19 protein-coding genes and 2 pseudogenes are annotated in these 19,104 nt (G+C 41.8%); 12 read left to right on the forward strand and 9 right to left on the reverse strand.

Annotation, left to right across the window (positions count from 1 at the left end):
• Nucleotides 1–182: 182 nt before the first annotated feature.
• The 4 genes from WKK05_RS12620 (at nt 183) to WKK05_RS12635 (ending at nt 3,343) form a co-directional block, all read left to right on the forward strand.
• Entirely contained in the window at nt 183–305 is a 123-nt protein-coding gene (locus WKK05_RS12620) for a hypothetical protein (RefSeq protein WP_341530033.1), read from the forward strand.
• Between the two features lie 96 nt (nt 306–401).
• A complete protein-coding gene (locus tag WKK05_RS12625) occupies nt 402–1,355 on the forward strand; it encodes a D-2-hydroxyacid dehydrogenase (RefSeq protein ID WP_341530034.1) in 954 nt (317 codons plus the stop codon).
• Between the two features lie 21 nt (nt 1,356–1,376).
• Nucleotides 1,377–2,981, forward strand: coding sequence for an FAD-binding protein (locus WKK05_RS12630; protein ID WP_341530035.1), 1,605 nt, complete (start codon nt 1,377–1,379; stop codon nt 2,979–2,981).
• On the forward strand, nt 2,981–3,343 hold the full coding sequence (locus tag WKK05_RS12635) for a ferredoxin family protein (protein WP_341530036.1): 363 nt from the start codon (nt 2,981–2,983) through the stop codon (nt 3,341–3,343). The genes WKK05_RS12630 and WKK05_RS12635 overlap by 1 nt, the downstream gene beginning before the upstream one ends.
• A gap of 148 nt (nt 3,344–3,491) precedes the next feature.
• Here WKK05_RS12635 and WKK05_RS12640 read toward each other — a convergent pair whose 3' ends face one another.
• A complete protein-coding gene (locus WKK05_RS12640; protein ID WP_341530037.1) occupies nt 3,492–4,475 on the reverse strand; it encodes an aldo/keto reductase in 984 nt (327 codons plus the stop codon).
• A gap of 956 nt (nt 4,476–5,431) precedes the next feature.
• Here WKK05_RS12640 and nifE point away from each other — a divergent pair.
• Nucleotides 5,432–6,826 carry a nitrogenase iron-molybdenum cofactor biosynthesis protein NifE gene (gene nifE, locus WKK05_RS12645; RefSeq protein WP_341530038.1) on the forward strand — a complete coding sequence of 465 codons (1,395 nt, stop codon included), beginning with the start codon at nt 5,432–5,434 and terminating at the stop codon, nt 6,824–6,826.
• Nucleotides 6,827–6,945: 119 nt separating this feature from the next.
• Here nifE and WKK05_RS12650 read toward each other — a convergent pair whose 3' ends face one another.
• Entirely contained in the window at nt 6,946–8,220 is a 1,275-nt protein-coding gene (locus WKK05_RS12650) for an MFS transporter (RefSeq protein ID WP_341530039.1), read from the reverse strand.
• A gap of 331 nt (nt 8,221–8,551) precedes the next feature.
• On the opposite strand from WKK05_RS12650, the gene WKK05_RS12655 reads away from it, so the two are divergent.
• Both WKK05_RS12655 and WKK05_RS12660 read left to right on the forward strand, forming a co-directional pair.
• A complete protein-coding gene (locus WKK05_RS12655; protein WP_341530040.1) occupies nt 8,552–9,040 on the forward strand; it encodes a TauD/TfdA family dioxygenase in 489 nt (162 codons plus the stop codon).
• A 32-nt stretch (nt 9,041–9,072) separates the two neighbouring features.
• A complete protein-coding gene (locus tag WKK05_RS12660) occupies nt 9,073–9,171 on the forward strand; it encodes an ABC transporter substrate-binding protein (RefSeq protein WP_341530041.1) in 99 nt (32 codons plus the stop codon).
• Here the strand turns inward: WKK05_RS12660 and WKK05_RS12665 are convergent.
• On the reverse strand, nt 9,168–10,364 hold the full coding sequence (locus WKK05_RS12665; RefSeq protein ID WP_341531078.1) for an IS4 family transposase: 1,197 nt from the start codon (nt 10,362–10,364) through the stop codon (nt 9,168–9,170). The genes WKK05_RS12660 and WKK05_RS12665 overlap by 4 nt on opposite strands.
• 366 nt (nt 10,365–10,730) lie before the next feature.
• On the opposite strand from WKK05_RS12665, the gene WKK05_RS12670 reads away from it, so the two are divergent.
• Entirely contained in the window at nt 10,731–11,057 is a 327-nt protein-coding gene (locus WKK05_RS12670) for a hypothetical protein (RefSeq protein ID WP_341530042.1), read from the forward strand.
• Between the two features lie 125 nt (nt 11,058–11,182).
• On the opposite strand, the gene WKK05_RS12675 is transcribed toward WKK05_RS12670, so the two are convergent.
• The gene (locus tag WKK05_RS12675) at nt 11,183–11,437 is read right to left on the reverse strand and encodes a hypothetical protein (protein WP_341530043.1); all 255 of its coding nucleotides are present in this window, start codon (nt 11,435–11,437) and stop codon (nt 11,183–11,185) included.
• 51 nt (nt 11,438–11,488) lie between these two features.
• Nucleotides 11,489–11,869, reverse strand: a complete 381-nt coding sequence (locus WKK05_RS12680) for a hypothetical protein (protein ID WP_341530044.1) — start codon at nt 11,867–11,869, stop codon at nt 11,489–11,491.
• Between the two features lie 31 nt (nt 11,870–11,900).
• Between WKK05_RS12680 and WKK05_RS12685 the strand changes: the two are divergent.
• Nucleotides 11,901–13,051 (forward strand): annotated as a pseudogene (locus tag WKK05_RS12685) (IS630 family transposase).
• Nucleotides 13,052–13,246: 195 nt separating this feature from the next.
• Here the strand turns inward: WKK05_RS12685 and WKK05_RS12690 are convergent.
• The 4 genes and pseudogenes from WKK05_RS12690 to WKK05_RS12705 all read right to left on the reverse strand — a co-directional run bounded on the left by WKK05_RS12690 (nt 13,247) and on the right by WKK05_RS12705 (nt 16,143).
• Nucleotides 13,247–14,829, reverse strand: a pseudogene (locus WKK05_RS12690) (reverse transcriptase domain-containing protein).
• Nucleotides 14,830–14,919: 90 nt separating this feature from the next.
• Entirely contained in the window at nt 14,920–15,144 is a 225-nt protein-coding gene (locus WKK05_RS12695) for a hypothetical protein (protein ID WP_341530045.1), read from the reverse strand.
• 230 nt (nt 15,145–15,374) lie between these two features.
• Nucleotides 15,375–15,710, reverse strand: a complete 336-nt coding sequence (locus WKK05_RS12700) for a hypothetical protein (RefSeq protein WP_341530046.1) — start codon at nt 15,708–15,710, stop codon at nt 15,375–15,377.
• A 163-nt stretch (nt 15,711–15,873) separates the two neighbouring features.
• The gene (locus WKK05_RS12705; protein WP_341530047.1) at nt 15,874–16,143 is read right to left on the reverse strand and encodes a hypothetical protein; all 270 of its coding nucleotides are present in this window, start codon (nt 16,141–16,143) and stop codon (nt 15,874–15,876) included.
• A 556-nt stretch (nt 16,144–16,699) separates the two neighbouring features.
• Between WKK05_RS12705 and WKK05_RS12710 the strand changes: the two genes are divergently transcribed.
• The 3 genes from WKK05_RS12710 (at nt 16,700) to WKK05_RS12720 (ending at nt 19,052) form a co-directional block, all read left to right on the forward strand.
• The gene (locus WKK05_RS12710; protein ID WP_341530048.1) at nt 16,700–16,927 is read left to right on the forward strand and encodes a hypothetical protein; all 228 of its coding nucleotides are present in this window, start codon (nt 16,700–16,702) and stop codon (nt 16,925–16,927) included.
• Nucleotides 16,928–17,106: 179 nt separating this feature from the next.
• A complete protein-coding gene (locus WKK05_RS12715) occupies nt 17,107–18,387 on the forward strand; it encodes an acetyltransferase (RefSeq protein ID WP_341530049.1) in 1,281 nt (426 codons plus the stop codon).
• A gap of 116 nt (nt 18,388–18,503) precedes the next feature.
• Nucleotides 18,504–19,052 carry a hypothetical protein gene (locus WKK05_RS12720; RefSeq protein WP_341530050.1) on the forward strand — a complete coding sequence of 183 codons (549 nt, stop codon included), beginning with the start codon at nt 18,504–18,506 and terminating at the stop codon, nt 19,050–19,052.
• Nucleotides 19,053–19,104 lie beyond the last annotated feature (52 nt).

Genomic DNA, 19,104 nt, shown 5'->3' on the forward strand with positions numbered 1-19,104 from the left:
CAGCATTGCAGAAGAGAAACAACTTTGTTGCTTAATTACATAATACGGTAAATATATCAATTTAAAGTATTATACTTTCAGTGGCGATCGCTTCCTTTGATATATTGCTTGCACTTAATGGCAAGGCAGAGGAACTAAAGGAGTGCAAACACCACCCTGGGTAAAATTTTGGGGAATTTATTATGAGCAACAAGCACATTGAAGTTAAACCGATAGCTGGTTTTATCGGTGCCAAAATCAGCGGCGTAAATCTTTCGCGCCTTTGCACGATTAAGCAGTTGCTGAAATTCGTCAAGCACTTCTGAGTAGAAGAAGCCTCTGCTCAGAACTTCGGGAAAGCAAGGAGGCAGAAGAGACAAATACCCAATGCCCATTGACTATTTAGCATGAAGGATTAACCCGTGGTCAAACTAATTTTACCGATAGAACTTACTGCCGAGATTGAGCCACACCTACCATCGGATACAAAATTTGTGCGGGTAGATAGTGATGGTAATTTTGATAGCGATCCTGGTGATGCTGAAGTTTATCTCAATGGGTTTAAATTGAAGCCGACCACTCTACATAAGGTGCTGGCAGCTGCTCCTGGAATACGTTGGCAACAGACTCCTAGTGCTGGTGTTAATCACATTTTGACACCGATTTTTCTCGAACACGATATCATTCTGACTAATGGCGCGGGGGTTCATGCGATTCCGATTTCGGAATTTGTCTTAAGTTTGATCCTCTATCACGCCAAACAGTTACGGCAATTGCAAGCAGATCACGATCAACGCAAATGGGAAAAAAGCTGGTTAGTACTACCAGAGTTAGCAAATTCAACTGTGTTAATTCTTGGGACTGGAAACATAGGTCAGGCGATCGCAGCTCGTATTAAACCATTTGGAGCGAGAGTTTGGGGTGGTCGTCGTCGTCCTGAACCTCTACCAAATTTTGATAAAATCGTCGGCACAAATGAATGGCACACATTATTGCCAGAAGTTGACTATATAATTGTGGCGACACCTCTAACACCAGAAACCAAAGCTTTAATTGATGAAACAGTACTGCGATCGCTACCCAGTCATGCTTATTTAATTAATGTCGGTCGCGGTTCAGTTGTAGATGAATCAGCATTAACCAAGGCTCTCACTGAAGGCTGGATTGCAGGTGCAGGATTAGACACAGTTTCTATTGAACCCTTACCGCCAGAAAGTCCTCTATGGTCATTACCTAACCTCTTTATTACACCCCATACTTCCGCAATTTCCCCAGCATTGAAAGGACGGATTACAGACTTGTTCCTTGATAACTTAGAGCGTTACCAAGGCAATAAGCCATTACGGAATGTAGTCAATAAGGAAGCAGGATACTAAACAAATTAATACAGCGATGATATGAATATAAAAACTTTTCAAGTCTCGACAGCACAGAGTGTAATTACCACTGATGTCTTAGTTTTGGGTGGCGGGCCGGCTGGCAGTTGGGCAGCACTTTCAGCAGCAAAGCAAGGTGCCCGTGTCGTCCTAGCGGATAAGGGGTATTGCGGTACATCAGGGGCAACGGCTCCATCCAATACTGGGACATGGTATCTTCCCAAAGGCGCAGAACGTGATGCAGAAGTTGAGCGTCGGCTGTCTCGCTCATCAGGACTTGCCGATCGCCGTTGGTTGCAGCGTGTGATTGAGCAGGCACAAATAGGTTTAGATGATTTAGGGAATAACGGCTATCCTTTTCCTTTTGATGAGCAAGGCAATCCCTACCGTGCTAACTTGCGCGGGCCAGATTATATGCGCTTCATGCGCCAAAGAGCGATCGCAGCTGGTGTACGCATTCTTGACCATCATCCCGCACTCGAACTATTTTGGGCCGATGGTGCGATCGCAGGTGCAGCAGGTATTCATCCGCGCACTGGGAATCGCTGGGAAGTCAGAGCAGGTGCCGTTGTGCTGGCGACTGGCGGATGCGCTTTTCTGTCTCATGCACTAGGTTGCGATGGTAATACCGGTGATGGTTATCTCATGGCAGCAGAGGCAGGAGTCAGGCTATCTGGGATGGAATTTTCCTCGCAATATGGCTTGTCACCCGCTCATACTTCTGTGACTAAGGGATTGACCTTTACCTTCGCCAGTTTTTATCTGGAGGATGGCTCTCCCTTACCGGAAACTGGGGAAGACCGAGCTGTACGTATTGCGCGCCAGTTGGTTGCGGGTGAAAAAGTGTATGCTCTAATGAATCGCGGCAACCCTATTGAACATGAATGGTTGCGCCAGGGTCAACCTAACTGCTTTCTACCATTTGAGAGGATTGGTTTAGATCCATTCCAGCAACCCTTCCCAGTGACGCTACGCTCCGAAGGAACTGTTCGCGGCGTAGGTGGACTGGAAATCATCAACAATGATTGCGCTACAAAAGTGCCGGGACTTTATGCCGCCGGTGATGCAGCCTCTCGAGAAAATCTTACAGGGGCAGTTTCAGGAGGGGGAAGCCCTAATGCATCCTGGGCGATCGCTAGTGGGACTTGGAGTGGCCGCGCAGCAGCACTTTTTGCTGCCTCTTTAGGCGACAAAGCCGGGACACGCTTGGTTCGTGGTTTAGGTCAAGCAGGTTTGCGTCCCCGTAAACAGCCGCTAGAGGATGAGCTAATATCGGAAGCGATTAGTGCTGTTCAGGCTGAAACCTTGCCACTTGATGTTAATTTCTTTCGTTCTGGAGCGAGGATAGCGCTGTCACGTCAACGTTTGGATGCAGTATGGGCAGATATTAGCGATTATCTAGTAGGTGAGGGTCGCAATGCTCTACGCGCACGGGAAGCTGCGGCGATGGCGGCCACAGCTCGCTGGATCTGGGCGAGTGCGGATGCACGTAAAGAAAGTAGAGGAATGCACCGACGCACGGATTTTACAAAAACTGACGTGCAACAAACAAGAAGAATATTTACCAGTGGTATCGATGATGTTGTGGTTGTCGCCGCAGAAAATCAGTTGCAAGAGGTAGCGTAATGATTGAAATTGTTGATAGCGATCGCTGTATCGGCTGTGATATCTGCGTGAAAGTTTGTCCGCGCGATGTCTTCGATTCCGGAAACGATGGAATAGCCGTAATTGCTCGTAAATCAGATTGTCAGACTTGTTTTTTGTGCGAGTTGTATTGCCCTGTTGATGCGCTTTATGTCTCGCCTTATGCCGAACTGGACGATGAGGTTGATACAGAACAGTTAATTACCCAAAACTTGCTGGGTAGTTACACCCGTAACATGGGTTGGCATCATGGCAAAATGGGAGGCACTGACAAAGATCCAACTCAACAACTTAGAATTTTGAACAGGGCAAGGCAGGATAATGCAAAATTGAATGAAACATAAGCAGCAAGGTTTTACCCTCTTTCGCGGAATTCCCCACAAAGTTTACGCGGTGGCGAACTTTAGGCAAAAAGAGGTAAAATCAAGGCTTTTAACCCGCTTAGGCGGGTTTTGCCTGTGTAGCCGTGACTTCCAGTCGCCTAGTACAAGATTACTGATGCCCTAGTATAGGATGGGGTGTGTAAGGTTCTTCTAAAAATTTGCGCTCTTCATCAGAAAGCTCTAAATCCACTGCCTCCACAGCCTCTTTAAGATGTTCTATCTTACTAGCGCCAATTATCGGAGATGTCACACCTGGTTGATGCAATAGCCAAGCTAGGGCAATTTGTGTGGGTTTCACACCCCGTTTTGCAGCTAATTCAACTACGCGATCGACTACTTTAAAATCTGAATCTTGATAGTAGAGATTGTGAGCAAATTCGTCAGTTTTTGCCCGCAGTGTTTGGCCATGATCTGACTTGCTGCGATTCCCTGCTAAAAAGCCCCGCGCCAAGGGACTCCAAGGAATAATACCAATCCCTTGATCTAGGGCTAAGGGTATTACTTCTCGTTCTTCTTCCCGATAAACTAGGTTGTAGTGATTTTGAATTGATACAAAACGAGTCCAGCCGTGAATGTCTGCTGTATAAAGGGCTTTAGCAAACTGCCATGCGTAAACACTAGAAATTCCTAAGTAACGGACTTTACCTGCTTTGACAATATCATGCAGTGCTTCTAGGGTTTCTTCGATTGGTGTTTCATAATCCCAACGGTGAATTTGGTACAAGTCTACATAATCAGTCTGTAGCCGCCGTAAAGAAGCATCAATGCTATCAAAAATATGTTTGCGAGATAGTCCTCGGTCATTAGGCCCATCGCCGACTTTACCATGTACTTTAGTAGCAATCACAACTTGATCTCGTTTGGCAAAGTCTTTCAGCGCTCGTCCGACAATTTCTTCACTAGCACCCAAGGAATAGACATCGGCGGTATCAAAGAAATTAATCCCCAATTCCAAAGCCAGTTTGATAAATGGACGACTTTCTTCTTCTTCTAATACCCATTCGCGCAATTTACGCGAACCATAAGTCATCGTGCCTAGTGTAATACGGGATACTTTTAGCCCAGTTTTGCCAAGATTTACATATTTCGTCATACGGTTTGCTCTACTTTTTGTTGGGATGCTTATCTATAGCCTTTTGACATTGATTTGCCTAGAGTATTGCAAAGCTATGAGCATTGCTTTGCAAAAGCCAGGATACAAAATACTATATATCAATCGACTTGCCGGAGTTAACAGCTATAATATTAAGAATTGCATATAAATGAGAAATAAGGAACCGGGAAATCTTTGGGAGACGAGGCTGTTGGTAAAATCTCTCGGATCTGCAAAGCGATCGCCACTGTCAATCCAACCAGATCTGAGGCTAAAGCTCGTAGTTCAAATAGTGTATACTTTTCAAATTTCAAGAAGATTTTTTACTTAATATAGTTCTGTTTAGCCATATATTTAGAGTATTTTCAAATAATTAAGGCTATAATTACCTGTATAAATTTTCATTTTATTTAAAAAAATACCTGAGATAGTATTAGTAAAAAATAGATTACTTAATTAGATGATAAAACAGAACATAAGGTACATATAAAATATGTATGTAAATTATCCTGTTTAACTATCTAATAATTTATATTCTAAAAATCTCAAAACAATACTTGATTTTCCATATTATTAGCTATACTAATATTTAGACAAGCTAACACTAGCCAAAGAATTATAGTGTTTATCGTCTGAGTGAGTTACATCTCTTTGCAGTGAGGAGCTACAGGCGAAGATGTAACTCATGCGAGGGCTGCCATAACAAGCCTTTCTAAAAATACAGGATGCATCAGAGGAGTTCCTTGTTTTATCTGAAATGCTAGTGCATCAATTGCTGTTTTTTGTAATTTCTCTGAAATCAGTCTCAATAAACTTTGTCTACCAGCATCTATAAAGACAAGTGGAGACTAGGCAGCAAAATTGGTAAGTAATAAAAATAGGAGATAGAGAGAAAATAATACTCCTAACTCCTCAGTTTTGGCTGTTTTGTATTTATATTTCGCACGAGGAAAAGTATGAAAAATACTCAAGTCGCAATTAACGAACTAATTAGTGAAACACCTTGCAAATCTAACCAGAAAAAACTCACTTGCACAAAACCACCACAACCAGGTGCAACCCAAGGAAATTGCCCTTTTGATGGAGCGATGGTTTCTGTCGGAGCTATTACTGATGCTGTTCATTTAGTACATGGTGCTGTTTCTTGTACTCACAATCCTTGGGCAACTCATGGTAGTCTCTCTTCAGGTTCGCAATTATACCAAACTGCTTTTACTACTGATTTTAGTGAGGGTAATATCGTTTTTGGTGGAGAAAAGAAACTGTACAAAGCTATTATGAATGTTGCTCAACGCTATCATCCTGCTGCTATTTTCGTTTACGCTACTTGTTTGTCTGCTTTGATTGGTGATGATATTGATAGTGTTTGTAAACTAGCTGCACAACAAATTAATCTTCCAGTTATCTATGTAAATGCGCCTGGATTTCTTGGTAGTAAAAATTTAGGGAATCGCATCGGTAATGAAACTTTATTGAATGCTGTCATTGGTACGGCAGAACCGGAATTTACCACGCCATTCGATATTAATATTGTTGGTGACTATAATGTTGCAGGTGAAACGTGGAATATCTTACCATTATTCCAAAAAATGGGGGTTCGCGTTCTTTCTAAAATTACAGGTGATGCTCGTTATCAAGAAGTTTGCTATGCTCATCGTGCCAAATTAAATGTAGTACTTTGCTCAAATGTAGCTATACAGATGGCACAAACTATGGCGGAACGCTATGGAATTCCTTATATTGAAGAATCGTTTTATGGTGCGACCAACTTAAATGATTGCTTGCGAAATGTTGCGGACAAATTAAGTATATCCTTGGGAGATAGTGTTATTGCCTATGAACTGAAAGAACGTACAGAAAAGTTAATTGCCCAAGAAAATGCTGCTCTAGATATTGCTTTAGCTCCTTACCTTGCTGATTTAAAAGGTAAGCGGATTATTCTTTCTACTGGTGGTGTGAAAAGTTGGTCGCTTATTTTAACAGCCCAAGATTTGGGAATGGAAGTTATTGCAGCTACAGATGGCAAAACAACAGAAGAGGAGAAAGCTAAAATTAAACAATATCTTGGTGCAGATGCAATGCTTTTATCTGACACAACTCCCCAGGCATTATTAAAGGTATTACACCAAACAAAAGCTGATGTATTGATTACTGGGGCTGGCAATAAATATACAGCGCTCAAAACGGGAATTCCTTTTTTAGACATTAACCATGAACGTCACCATGCTTACGCTGGTTATGCAGGTTTGGTGGTACTAGCACGCGAACTACATGAAGCCTTGTATAGTCCTATATGGGAGCAAATTAGCAAACCTGCCCCTTGGGATAAAAAATTCGCTTATCAGCTATAGGCGCAATTTTTTTCTACCAAGTTGATGTAATTGATCGTCTTCCACTACACTTTGAATGTGTGGCGGAAGATGCTTCTTTTCCAAATATCTGCTTTGTTGTACAAAGAGAAGCGACTTGTTTAGCGAGCAATCCAACGGCTTACTGCTGGCAATTGTGCAGAGAACCAGAGCGCACCTAAAATAATCAGACTACCACAGACAATCAAGGCATTAGTCGCACCAAAATTATCTGCCAAAGTCCCAGCTAACAAATTTCCAAAAGGCATTGTACCCACCATTGCTAGGGCGTAAAAACTCATTACCCGTCCGCGCTTATCCTCGGTAACTAGGGTTTGAATAATCATATTACTACTGGTAATGTTGAGGATAGAAAAGCAGCCTACAAATACCAGAATAATTATAGATAGCCAAACTTGACGCGAGAGTGAAAAGAATATCAAACTCATCCCAATCAAAACTTGAGCGACTACAATCAAACGCTCTAAGCCCACAATTCCTCGTCTGAAACTTAGATACAAACAAGCAAACAACGAGCCAATCGGTGCTGAAGTGCTGAGGTGAGCCATCGTTGTTGCGTTCCCATTGAGAATCTTTGCTGCAAAAACAGGCATGAGCGCGACATGAGACATCCCAACGAAACCATGTAACGCTAGCATTAATAAAATTACTCTAATCGGCTGGAATTTCCAGACATATTCAAAGCCCTCCCGCAATTTCTCCAAAGTATCGCTAATGCCCGTAAGGGGTTGCATCTGTCTGCCTGGCAGCCGCATCGCTAGCAAGGTAAATATCGCAGGAATATAGCTGAGGGTATCGTAAAGAAAACAATATTTTACCCCTAGTGTCGCAATCAAAATCCCACCCATAGCAGGCCCCACAACGAGAGAGGAGCTTAACATTACTGAATTCAAAGCGATCGCATTACCCCAATCAGCGCGATCGTCTACAGTTTCGGTGACGATTGTATGGCGCACGGGCATATCTAATCCCTTGAGCAAACCATTGAAAGCACTTAGTACCAAGAGGATAGGAAAGGTAATCCAATTGGTAAAGGTGAGAATCGTTAAAGCCAGGGAAACGCTAATTCCCAATATCTGCACCACCATTAACAAGTCACGACGACTCCAGCGATCGGACAATATGCCCGAAAAGGGAATCAGTAATAACGTAGGTAAAAATTGTACAAATCCTGCAACTCCCAACAACCAAGGCGATTGAGTCAAATCGTATACCAGCCAAGGAATAGTTAACTGCTGGGTCATAAATGTTCCAGACATTGATAGTAACTGTCCGCCGAAAAACAGGCGAAAATTACGCCAGCGCAAGGCGGGTAAATAGTGGTAAGTGATATTACTGGTGCTTTTACCGAGTTGTCTATGCCAAATTTTCCTCATGAAAATTTTATTATGGTTTACTAATAATTAGATTAACTAATAATTGTCAAATAATCGCGTAGTTTACTACCCAGGCATCGCTGATCTTTCTGAGCTAAGGCTTTTGCACATTGACATCGGATCGCGATAGAAGATGATTGGTCTGCAAAAACGTAGGAAGTTACTATTTAGCAACTGCATACTACATTAACTCTATCGGAATACTGTATGATAATCTCAGTTATGCTCCCAGGATGAGAATGTTGCTATCAGATATTGGATATCGGCAAAATTCCCAAGGAAATAGGCGAGTGTGAACACCTCCTGATAGATCAAACTCTGGAGAATCCTAATGGGCTACAAACATATAGAAGTTAAACAGGTAGCTGGTTTCATCGGTGCAGAAATCGGCGGCGTAGACCTTTCCCGCTCTCTTTCTGAGGAGCAAGTCCAAGAAATTCGCAAAGCGCTATTAAAGTGGAAAGTCTTGTTCTTCCGTGGCCAGAACATCGATCATGCTGCCCAGGTCGAGTTTACATCTCGTTTTGGCGAAGTGACTTTCGCCCATCCCTTGGGAGAGCCTGAACCAGTTCTGGGATTTCCCCAGATCAAACCCGTAGACCGTAAGCTTTATGAGCAGCAGTATGGTTTTCGCACTGGCGGCCCTTGGCACACAGATGTAACGGCAGCGATTAACCCACCAGCAGCGTCAATTTTACGCGCAGTTAATGTCCCTAGTTTCGGTGGTGACACCCAGTGGAGTAATCTCGTTGCCGCTTATGAGGGACTCTCAGCACCCCTGCGATCGCTAGCTGATACATTAAAAGCGGAACATCTTTAGAGAATGGTGGAGTAGCAAAAGATGGTAAATCAGTGACTTGGAAACTCAAACAAGGAGTCAAATGGTCTGATGGTAAACCATTTACGGCTGCGGATGTGGTTTTTACCTTGAGGGGGGACAAAAAGGGCTAGGATGCAGATAAAATAAGCCTCATAGCCCTTTCTCCTTGTTGATAATACTTACGCTTATTAGGAGCTAGTATCATTAACTCAGCCACCAAGTCATAAGAATTTTCCATGAAATCGACCCAGTTAGACCCCTTCGGGTTCGCAGTCGCCTGCGGAGGGAAACCCTCCCGCAGCGCTGTCTCACCATATAATCCAATATAAAAACTGCTATGACGGCGAATTGTTCGTCCAGATTCTTTAATTCTACCGACATATTTTTGAACACCCATGCGTTTAATCTTTTGTCCGGATATTGTTGCAGCCGTATATGCAAGTGAGATTAATAATATTAAGGAAATTAGCCTTTGTCCTGATACATTAGTATCTTCTAAGTTATAACCACCGCTTTTAAAATCTCTAAACATCTCTTCAATATCAAAACGCTGTTTATAAGCCTTAATAGCTGAATCTAAATTATCTAAATTAGTTAGGATAAACCAGCCCTCCTCCGGCGCAACTCCAAAACGTTTACGTTTCCATTTACTAGCAAGATTAAAGCTAATAAATCCTGTAGACTTTGTATATTTAATACCTTGATAAAAGAAAGAAAGTCCAGGTGCTAAACCTGAATTTTTTAATTGCAACCAAATTTCCGGTTCTATTTCTATAAATGCATCTTTTTTTAAGCGCAAACAGAAATATACTTTCTGCTCTGTCAGCCAATTAGCCAGCTTTACAGAACAAAATTCGCGGTCTCCTAACACTACAGTTTTATAATTATTAAAAAGCGGCAATGCTTTTTTGAATACTGCTTCTTGTTCATCAAAATTGCTTGAACCCAATTTGTCTAATAGCTTAAAATATATTGGAATAGACCTTTGATCCCAAACCACACTAATCATTAACAGATTAATACACCCCCAGTTAGTCCGGTCAATTACTAAATAGATAACTTCATTTAAAGGAAAATTTATTTCTAACCAGCTTTTGATAATTGGAAACCAAATTTCTTCAACATTGATGTAATTTAAAGATAAAAATCGCTGAATTTTTTTCCTTCTACTTTCAAATAGTATTGGTATTGGTAAAGCAGTCGCTAGCGCCTCAAGGCTAACAGTTTTAATAGATTGTAATAAATAGATAAGGAGCTTTAGTAATAAGTATTCAGTACGTCCAAGCTCTCGCTTGAGGTGTGTCTCGTAAAATTCTGGTAATATTATCATTAAATAGAGCTTATTGCGAATGAATGCTCTTTTTGTTTTACCATAAATTGCTACACTGCTTGCCATACATCTATTTCAGGGTATTTTGTCCCCCCTCAAGCCCAACTCCACACAGGGACAAGTGCGATAGCCGTTCGCTGTCTTCGTCTCCTTTGGAGAAGGCAAAAGCTAGAGCTTATCGCAATTGCAGCCGTATTTTGAGGAAGCCAGTGTACACAGCATAAAAATGCGGCGTTGCAGGGAGCAAAACTAGTAGTCTAATAGTAAAAGGCTGTTCAAACTGGAGACTGTTGCTAAAATAAAGTGCAATCATCAGCCACAACTTTATATAATCCCTAGTAGAAGACTGATGAAAGTAATATGACTGATACGCCTGAGTATTTCCCAAGTAGACTAGACCGCATTGAACAAATAATGCTAGGGCTTGCCGAAAGACAAGCCAACACTCAACAGCAGTTAGACTCACTTACCGAAAATGTAAATCGTGTATTAGCCAGGAGTGCTATTTTGGACGATGTACTACTTGAATTACGCGACTCTCATGAAGAACATCAACGTAATTTTGAAACACATCAGCGCAACTTTGAACAACATCGTCAGGACTTTCAAGAACATCAACGCACTACAAACGCAGCACTACAAAGTCTTGAGGCTATCTTGTTACAGTTAACTCGAAATCATTCTTGAAATGCGATCGCGGAAGTAAGTCAGCAATTGAGAGAGAGCGTTCCTGATCTCATGTATACTATCGATTACGCAATTGACCACATGGAGCTTCTGGATTTCCAAAGCTTTCAGGCAAGGTGGCAACCCTAGCTATCTAATTGGTATGAAAGAGCCTGAGACTCAAGCACAGAGAGAATTTCTTGATGTTGATGAGCTAAACTTTGTATTGCGCTAACTGGATCATGATGAAGGCGATGTTTTTGTTGGCGAGAAGCTTCAGCCAAAGCTAATCTAAGACGTTGAGTTTTATACTCAGCTAGAGGTACTTGTTGAATTTGTGCAAGTAACTGTTCTTCGCTTTGGGCAAGGAAGAGAACTTGATATTGCCCAAAATACCGCAATTCGGCAGTTGATTTGCGCCCACTAATTCGCCGTTGATTAATAGGGGATTGCTAAAAAAGGGGGCTAGCGTCTGGCTGTCTTGACTGAGTTGAGTCTTGGGATCTTTCAGAGTACTCAGGTACTTTTGGCAATCCATCTAAATCTGCCTTTAATTGTTGTCGTAGCTTTGTATCTAATGGCAGCACCACTTCACTCAAATTACTGAGAAAGTGTGCTTGGCAACGTTGATGTGGTGCATCTGGCCAACTCGAATTCACGGCAGTAATAATCGCTGATTCCCCATCTGATAGCGTTGCCAGAATCTTATACGGTAATTCCTTATATGGTTGTAGCCATTCAATTAGCCCTTGCACTTGTGCTTGTTGCAATTGAACTGCACTAACTGGTGTACCACTTAATACTTCGTAAGCTAATCGGCACGTAAGTTGCATAATAGAAAGATGAAGACGTTTCAAAGCAAAGATGCCACCACCAGCCAAGAACTTTTTAACGCCGTCACAAGTTAGTAAGCTACAACAAGCTCTGAAAGAGAGCGAGCAGCCACACGTCAGGGAAAGAATTCTCATTATTCTGCTACAGAATGATGGGAAACCACAATACGAGATTGCTAAATTTTTAGGTTGTTCGCATAGAACAGTAGCATATTGGTGTATGCACGGTGATCCTGATAATTTGGAAACTCTACATAATAAAAGAGAGGACGAATATTACCGAAAAGCTACGCCTGAATATATTGAACTGTTATTAAAAACTGTTGACCAAGAACCCTCAGATTTAGGGTATGAATTTGGAAAATGGACAGCAGAGCGACTAGCTACATATTTAACCGAAAAAACAGGAATTGATTTAAGTAGCTCTCAAGTAAGGAGGATATTAAAGCGAAAAAAGTATAGCTATATCTGGGCTAAGTATAACCTGGAAGATAAACAAAACCCAATAGAGAGAGCGAAGTTTAAAGAAAAACTTGCTCAATATTTATCAATAGCGCGAGAACAGCCAGAGCGTTTGCAGGTATGGTTTTGGACGTTAGCGTAGCGGGCGCGCGTACCCGCGCGACGAGTGGTTTTAGTTTACGCGTGATTCGTCGCAAGGGTTGGGGTAAAAAAGGAAAACGCAAGAATATTCCAGGACAACGACGTTGTGGTCGAGTAAACGTCATGGGAGCAATTCGAGAATTAGACCGGAAACGCGTATGCTTTTTTGTAAAAAAGGGAAATGCAGATATTTTTTATGAGCAATTACAACAATTAAATGAACTAATAAAACAAGAGTGGGTAAGTAAAGGAAATGTGGGTAAAGATTTCTCGAAGTATGGGCCAAAGATAATTTTAATTTTAGACAATGCTAGTTTTCATAAACGCAAAGATATTCTAGCTAAAATATCCCAAGAGTTCCCGAATTTTATTTTAGAGTTCTTGCCTGCTTATAGCCCTGACTATAACATTATCGAATTAGTTTGGCATTCATGTAAAGAATATATTGCTCATCGCTTATTTAAATCAGTAGATGAATTACAAACACTGCTAGATAAGTTGTTGAATCAAGGCGAGTTAGTGATTAAGTGGCATCGGAAAATCAAACATAAAACTAATTTCAGCTATGTTGCAGCTTAAATGCTGATTAGCTTACAATACATACAGTAAGGTTCCGTGACATCGAGGGCTGTAAGGCATCTATTGCCCAAATCAAACCACCATGTTCAACTGCTGTGGCAGCTAATTTGGTTGAGTCGATGGGGGATATTATTCCCCGCACCTCTCATTTAGATCCGTGCGTACCCGTTTCCGTGTACACGGCTCCCGATGTTCTTAGCTTGCGCTTTTGCTCATGTGTTTATAATCGTGGCAACTCTCATGAATTGCTTCCAGATTGTTTTTCTTCCAGTTGGCGTGATTTCCATCGATGTGATGCAGATGAATCCGTTCTTCATCGATGAATTTTAAACCGCAGGAAGCACATCTATGGTTTTGCTTTTTAAGAGCTTTAGAGGTTTCGCCGTCGTAGAGCTTGCTTTTGCGTTCGCTCCAGTAGGCTGTATCTCCGTCGTAAGGTGATTTAGTCCCCTTGACAGGAATGTGTTTGTTTTCGGAGTAAGGAACCTTTGGGAATGCTTTGTCTAGTAATTTCTTACTGGAGTAGCGGTTTTGATTAGTTTCCTTGTTGAATACCGTGTAAGCTCTTTTTTGGATGTGGTATAACGAGTTTCTAGACCCGTCCATCTTGCAGTACTTATGGTAATTTCTCCAACCTCTTACTACCGGGGCTAATTTCTCAGCCTTTGTAGTAGCACCATAATTCGAGTTGTTGACGATGTGTTTTACTTTCTTACGGAATGCTTTGAAGTTGTCTACTGAAGGAGTACTTTTGAACTTTCCGTTTTTCTGGACTTTGAAGTGCCAGCCGAGAAAATCAAACCCATCTGTCGCGGCGGTAACTTTGGTTTTCTTTTGGCTTACATTCATTCCGCGTTTGCGGAGGAACTCGCTGATTCTTTCGAGTATCTCTATCGCGTTATCTTCGGGGCGTAGTATTATGACCATATCATCCGCGTATCGGATTGATGGTTCGGCAATATGCTTTTCTGACGTATTGCCTGTGATTTTCCTTCCCCGTTTATAGTCTCGATGATATTTGTGAATATCTTCGATTCCGTTGAGCGCGATATTTGCTAATAGTGGGCTAACTACTCCCCCTTGAGGTGTACCCTGTTCGGGGAATTCTGGATTAACCCCCGCCTTGAGGCATCGGAATATTCCGAGTTTTAAGCCTTTGGGGGATATGAGTTCATCCATTATTGCTGAGTGGTTAATCCTGTCGAAGCACTTTTCAATATCGAGTTCAATTACTCGTTTTTCTATTCCATTGGACTGGGATCTCAGGTTTCCAAAGATGTGCTTTTGTGCATCATGGGCAGAGCGCCCGGTTCTAAACCCGTAACTCCTAGCATGGAAAGTGGCAACGCGCAAGCTGGTTCGAGTGCGTATTTTGCTAGGCATTGCCAAGACCTATCCGCAATTGTTGGTATCTTAAGCATTCTGGTTGTCCCGTCCTTTTTGGGGATGGGGATTTCCCGTAATCCTTGATGCTTCCAATTTCCGCTATTCATTCTCAATAGTTCTTCAAGGTTGAAGCGTTCTTCAAATGAGAGGGATTTCTTCCCATCAATACCAGCCGTCTTTTTACCAGCATTTAGCTGAGATACTTGTCTTATTGCAAGAAATCGAGCCGAGGTTGATTTTAGAATCAGCTTTTGGAGTAACCTAGCTTTCCGCTTGTCTCCAACTTGAATAGCTTTATACACACGCTTTTGAAGGCGGAAAAGATTTCGGCGGAATTTCTTCCACGGTAAAGCTCTCCAAGATTCACTAGTATGTCTACTGTGTCTAATCATTTTCTCTTCTGGAGTTTGTATATTCTGAACACCTCGCAACAATTACGTTGCGTCCTACCCGACTTGTGAGAGTTCCGTATCCCGTCTTACCTACCTGGGGTTCGACTGCCCCAAGACTCGCAAATCGTTTTTATTCGTTCCCTCGGTTGGATTGATTGTTCCGTTAGATGTAGCCAATTCAACTACTGGATTCCCTAGACTCTTACCGATATTAAGACGATGGATTCGGCGGGAATTGTCTCCAGTGAGGTCAGGGGTTATGGCTGTTGCGCCCTGCTTCATACTGAGTTGCTTTTCTAGGCTCTGTTTCATCATGGGAACTCCCTGTTAGCGCCAGTGCCAACCCGCAACGGCTGTCTGATTGCGCCCTGTTCCCAGTTTCACTCTACAAGAAACGAGCTTGTTCGGTGTGGGCAGGTAAGGAGTCAATTCTGAGTCTGAATGGTAGGGCTTTCACCTACATCTAACCGAGAGTTCAGCCTTTTAATGACAGTAATCTGCTGTCAGGCTGGATTAGTTATTTACGGACTGATTACCGTGATTCACTAATCAACGAATCGCACCTCCTGTGTATGTGCAAGCGTTCCACCCAAAAGTGCTAGAAATTGTCGATATAACTTGCCTACATTACTCTCATTAATTTCCACACCACGCTCCTTTAATGAGCGTTGAATTTCTATCAACTGTTGATGCTCATGCTCATCTACGCAACCAATAAATGCCAGCACATCTAGCCCATAAGTACTGTAAGGCAGGCTGTATTTTAGCACTCCAGTAGCATAGTAATGTTTACCAAAATGTGTGCAACTGGGATTGGTACATTCTTTACTTTTACCTGCTACAAACACTGCACCATCCATTGTTTGAATCGTTTTACGCATGTGCCTTGGTCTACGTAGAACTAACTCTTTACCACAATGCACACATTCAATGAGCGGACATTCTAATACTATTCGTTTGATATTACTGAATTTTCGTTCTGGGCGATGGCGAGGTAACTTTACTATCACTAATTTTTTACTGCTGCTAGGTGCTTTCCTCAGCTTACCTGCTTTGTATACCAATTAGATAGCTAGGGGATTCGGGTGCTGGCGTAAGTTCACCGTTTTTAAGTAGTCCCATCTGCCGCAGTGCGTCTTTGTCCTTTTTGAAGTGCAGGACACCAAGTGGTTTACCATCCAAAAATACAGCTTCTCCGGATCTATCAGCCGAAGTTTCTACGCTCGCTTGACGATAATTTCGATCCGAGAATGTCTGACCTTTAAAATCATAAAAGTTAATTTTATTAATTTTGAGTAGATTGTCGTTGGGCATCTGTGAGAGGTTAAGATAAAACACATTTTGTCAATCAGTTGAAATCCACATTGCTTTCCCGCACTCAGAGCATTTTTTTGAACACAATTGAGTACTTCAAACGATGTTGCCTCTGGTTTTAGACTTTTTTTTGCCAAGTTTTTGCACCATTATTTCGCTACAAGGTCAAGATTACAGGATTTACACTCTTCTCTAGTAAGTTTTTCCACGCTAGAAATTAACTCATATAGCCTGTCTAAAAATGCTCTCATTTTATTCCTTAAGATAGATGACTTTTCTTAGTAAATTATTACCCTTTTAACATAAATATTTCCATTGTAAATTTAATATTATTTTTATTATTTCCATAAAATTTATCAATATCAGAAGCTCTAGTATAAAGCGGCAAGTAGTAATATAATAAACAGTTAGTTGCTGATTGTAAGTAATTAACACTGTACTTACTCAATTTGACCGTTATTAAGTCAGGTAAAACGCAAAGTTCAAGGAAACAAACCTTAAACTTTTCGGTTCACCTTGCCAAAAAACTTACCAATCTATTAGGTATCAAGAAATAATGTTGAAACGTCGCACAATACTAGCCGGTTTAACTGTGCTAGGCTTCACGCTGGCTGTAAGTACAAAAGTTTATGGACAATCTACTACCGGGCCAGATGCTTGGGAGACTGTCTATAATGATGCAGTTGCCGGTGCAACAACGACAATTTCAGTTCCACTTTTAGGCTTCTTATTATCATCTATCCTGCAAATAGTCTACAATTTGACAGGTTTTTGGGGCGGTTAATTTTCTGTCTCATATCCAAATAGAAAAAGCTTAAATAGAGGCTTTTGCAGTGTAGTTTTGTGGTAATTTCTACACTTGCGTAGACGCTCTGCGTCTTGTCGCCAGACATAGCCTGACTATCGTTAACGCAGATTTTCCCATAGCCAAATATTTTATAGCCCGTGAGGAGTCTTTTTTCTATGTTCAAACCTCGCACAATTTTTAGTGCCTTAACTGCAACTATCTTAGCTTTTGCCATCAGCGCACAGATATATATACAACCTGCCCTTGCTACTGGCGGAACTTGTAACCCAACAGCAAGTAACTTACCTATATGCCCAAGTGCAGCACCTTCAGAGTCAGCTAGTTTCGTTGACCCAACTGCGACAATCACCAATCCTGCAAATATTACCTTGGGTGAAAAAGACTTCGTTGCCCCATTTGCCGAGTTAGATGCTACTAATGCCCCCATTAGCATCGCGGCTGATTCTAATGTTCAAGACCAAGTGAAAATTATAGCTTCGGGAACAGGAGTGGACATTGGCAAGCGTGTCATTATGGCACACATGGCTACTATCAAAGGTGCAGCTAAAATTGGTACTCAAGGCTCAACCGGGCCGTTTATCGACCCAGTTACTAATACTCAGTTTAGCAACGATATTTCAGAGGTATTTCTCGCTTTTAACTGTGAAATAGACGGTGCAACTATAGAAAAAAACACAGTAGTCAACTTTCTGGCGCGGGTTGGCCCTGGTGTTACTTTACCTGCTGGGAAAGTTGTTTTGCCTGGTAAAAACGTCACAACTAACTCACAAGCTACTAGCGGCAGCTTTGGAAAAGTAGCAAATCTAACGCAAGCCGACGTTGCATTAATGGAAGGCATCATTGAAGTCAATGAAGCATTTGCCAAAGGTTACACAGAATTAGCCACAGCAGACCCGACAAACGTAACAGGGATAAATTACGCTCCAGCCACAGATTTTAACAGCGGAGGACTGCCGCAATTGAATGGGATTGCCACCCGTGATCCAAACTTCCGTAACCGCATCATCGGCAATGTCGTTCTGGAAGATTCTTTCACAAACCTCAACTACAAAATAGGTAATAGAATTTCCCTGCGTGCTGATGAAGGTGAACCTTTTAACGTTGGACAAATTGCTGGTATGGCAAACGATGTTGTGTTTCACGCTTTAGAAACCACTAGCTTGACTGTTGGTGATTATATTGGTTATGGGCCTCGCGCTCTGGTTCATGGCGGTAGACAGGTTGTCAATGGTGTTGCTAATGGTCCCGAAACTAGCTTAGGTAATTTTATAGGTCTAGGGCCGAACTCCGTTATATTCCGCTCAGTCATTGGCAGCAAATCAGCAATTGGGCAAAGAAGCGCAGTCTTCAATTCTACATTACCTTCCAGAACGTATGTCCGTTCTAAAGTAATCTATGCCGACAACGGTAATCTGATTTCAGCCGTGGAGTGGTAATATCAATTTTGGGTTTTAGATTTTGGATTAAAAATCCTTTCCATTGCACAGTTCTAGACCTCTGAAACAATTCTATCTATTCCAATTTGGTCTAAGCAAATCAATTTTGCATAATTATGAATCTGAAAATCTTGTCGTTAGTGCAATTACAATGCCTACTATTGATTGTGCTGTTTACTTTGATATTTGGGCTGGTACTAAGTTTTGATGAGGGTTCGTCTTTAGCTGCTGATATCACCTCCAATCAGCCTCAAGTGGTACAAGCTCCAGTTACAGGATTTGTTTCTACATTGTCGGATGAGGTCGAGGAATTACCATCAGACTTAATTCGCTGGTCAACTTACTGGCAACTTTGCTGGGAACCATATCCTGAAGCTAAAGAATACGAACTGCAAACTGTGCTGATGGAAGGGAAATCTCCAAAATTGAAACGTCAAAGCGATCGCTGCTTTCGTATACAAGCTGCATCTAATGAAAACCAAAAATCACAAGGATTACTCAACCGTGATTTAATCTTGTTGATGCATAAAATTCAGCTTGGCTATCGAGTGCGAGCAGTCTTAGATGACAACCGCGTCAGTGAATGGTCTCAAGTAATGGCAGTCGGTGCAACTACTACCTCTGAATTGAATGGTACTAATAATATATCCTTCATAAAGGATTGATATACGTACAAGGAGATTTTCTTTGAAGAGAATAGCTTGTGCCATTCGGGAG

It is taken from the genome of Nostoc sp. UHCC 0302 (genome assembly GCF_038096175.1).
In the GTDB taxonomy this organism is placed as follows: Bacteria; Cyanobacteriota; Cyanobacteriia; order Cyanobacteriales; family Nostocaceae; genus UHCC-0302.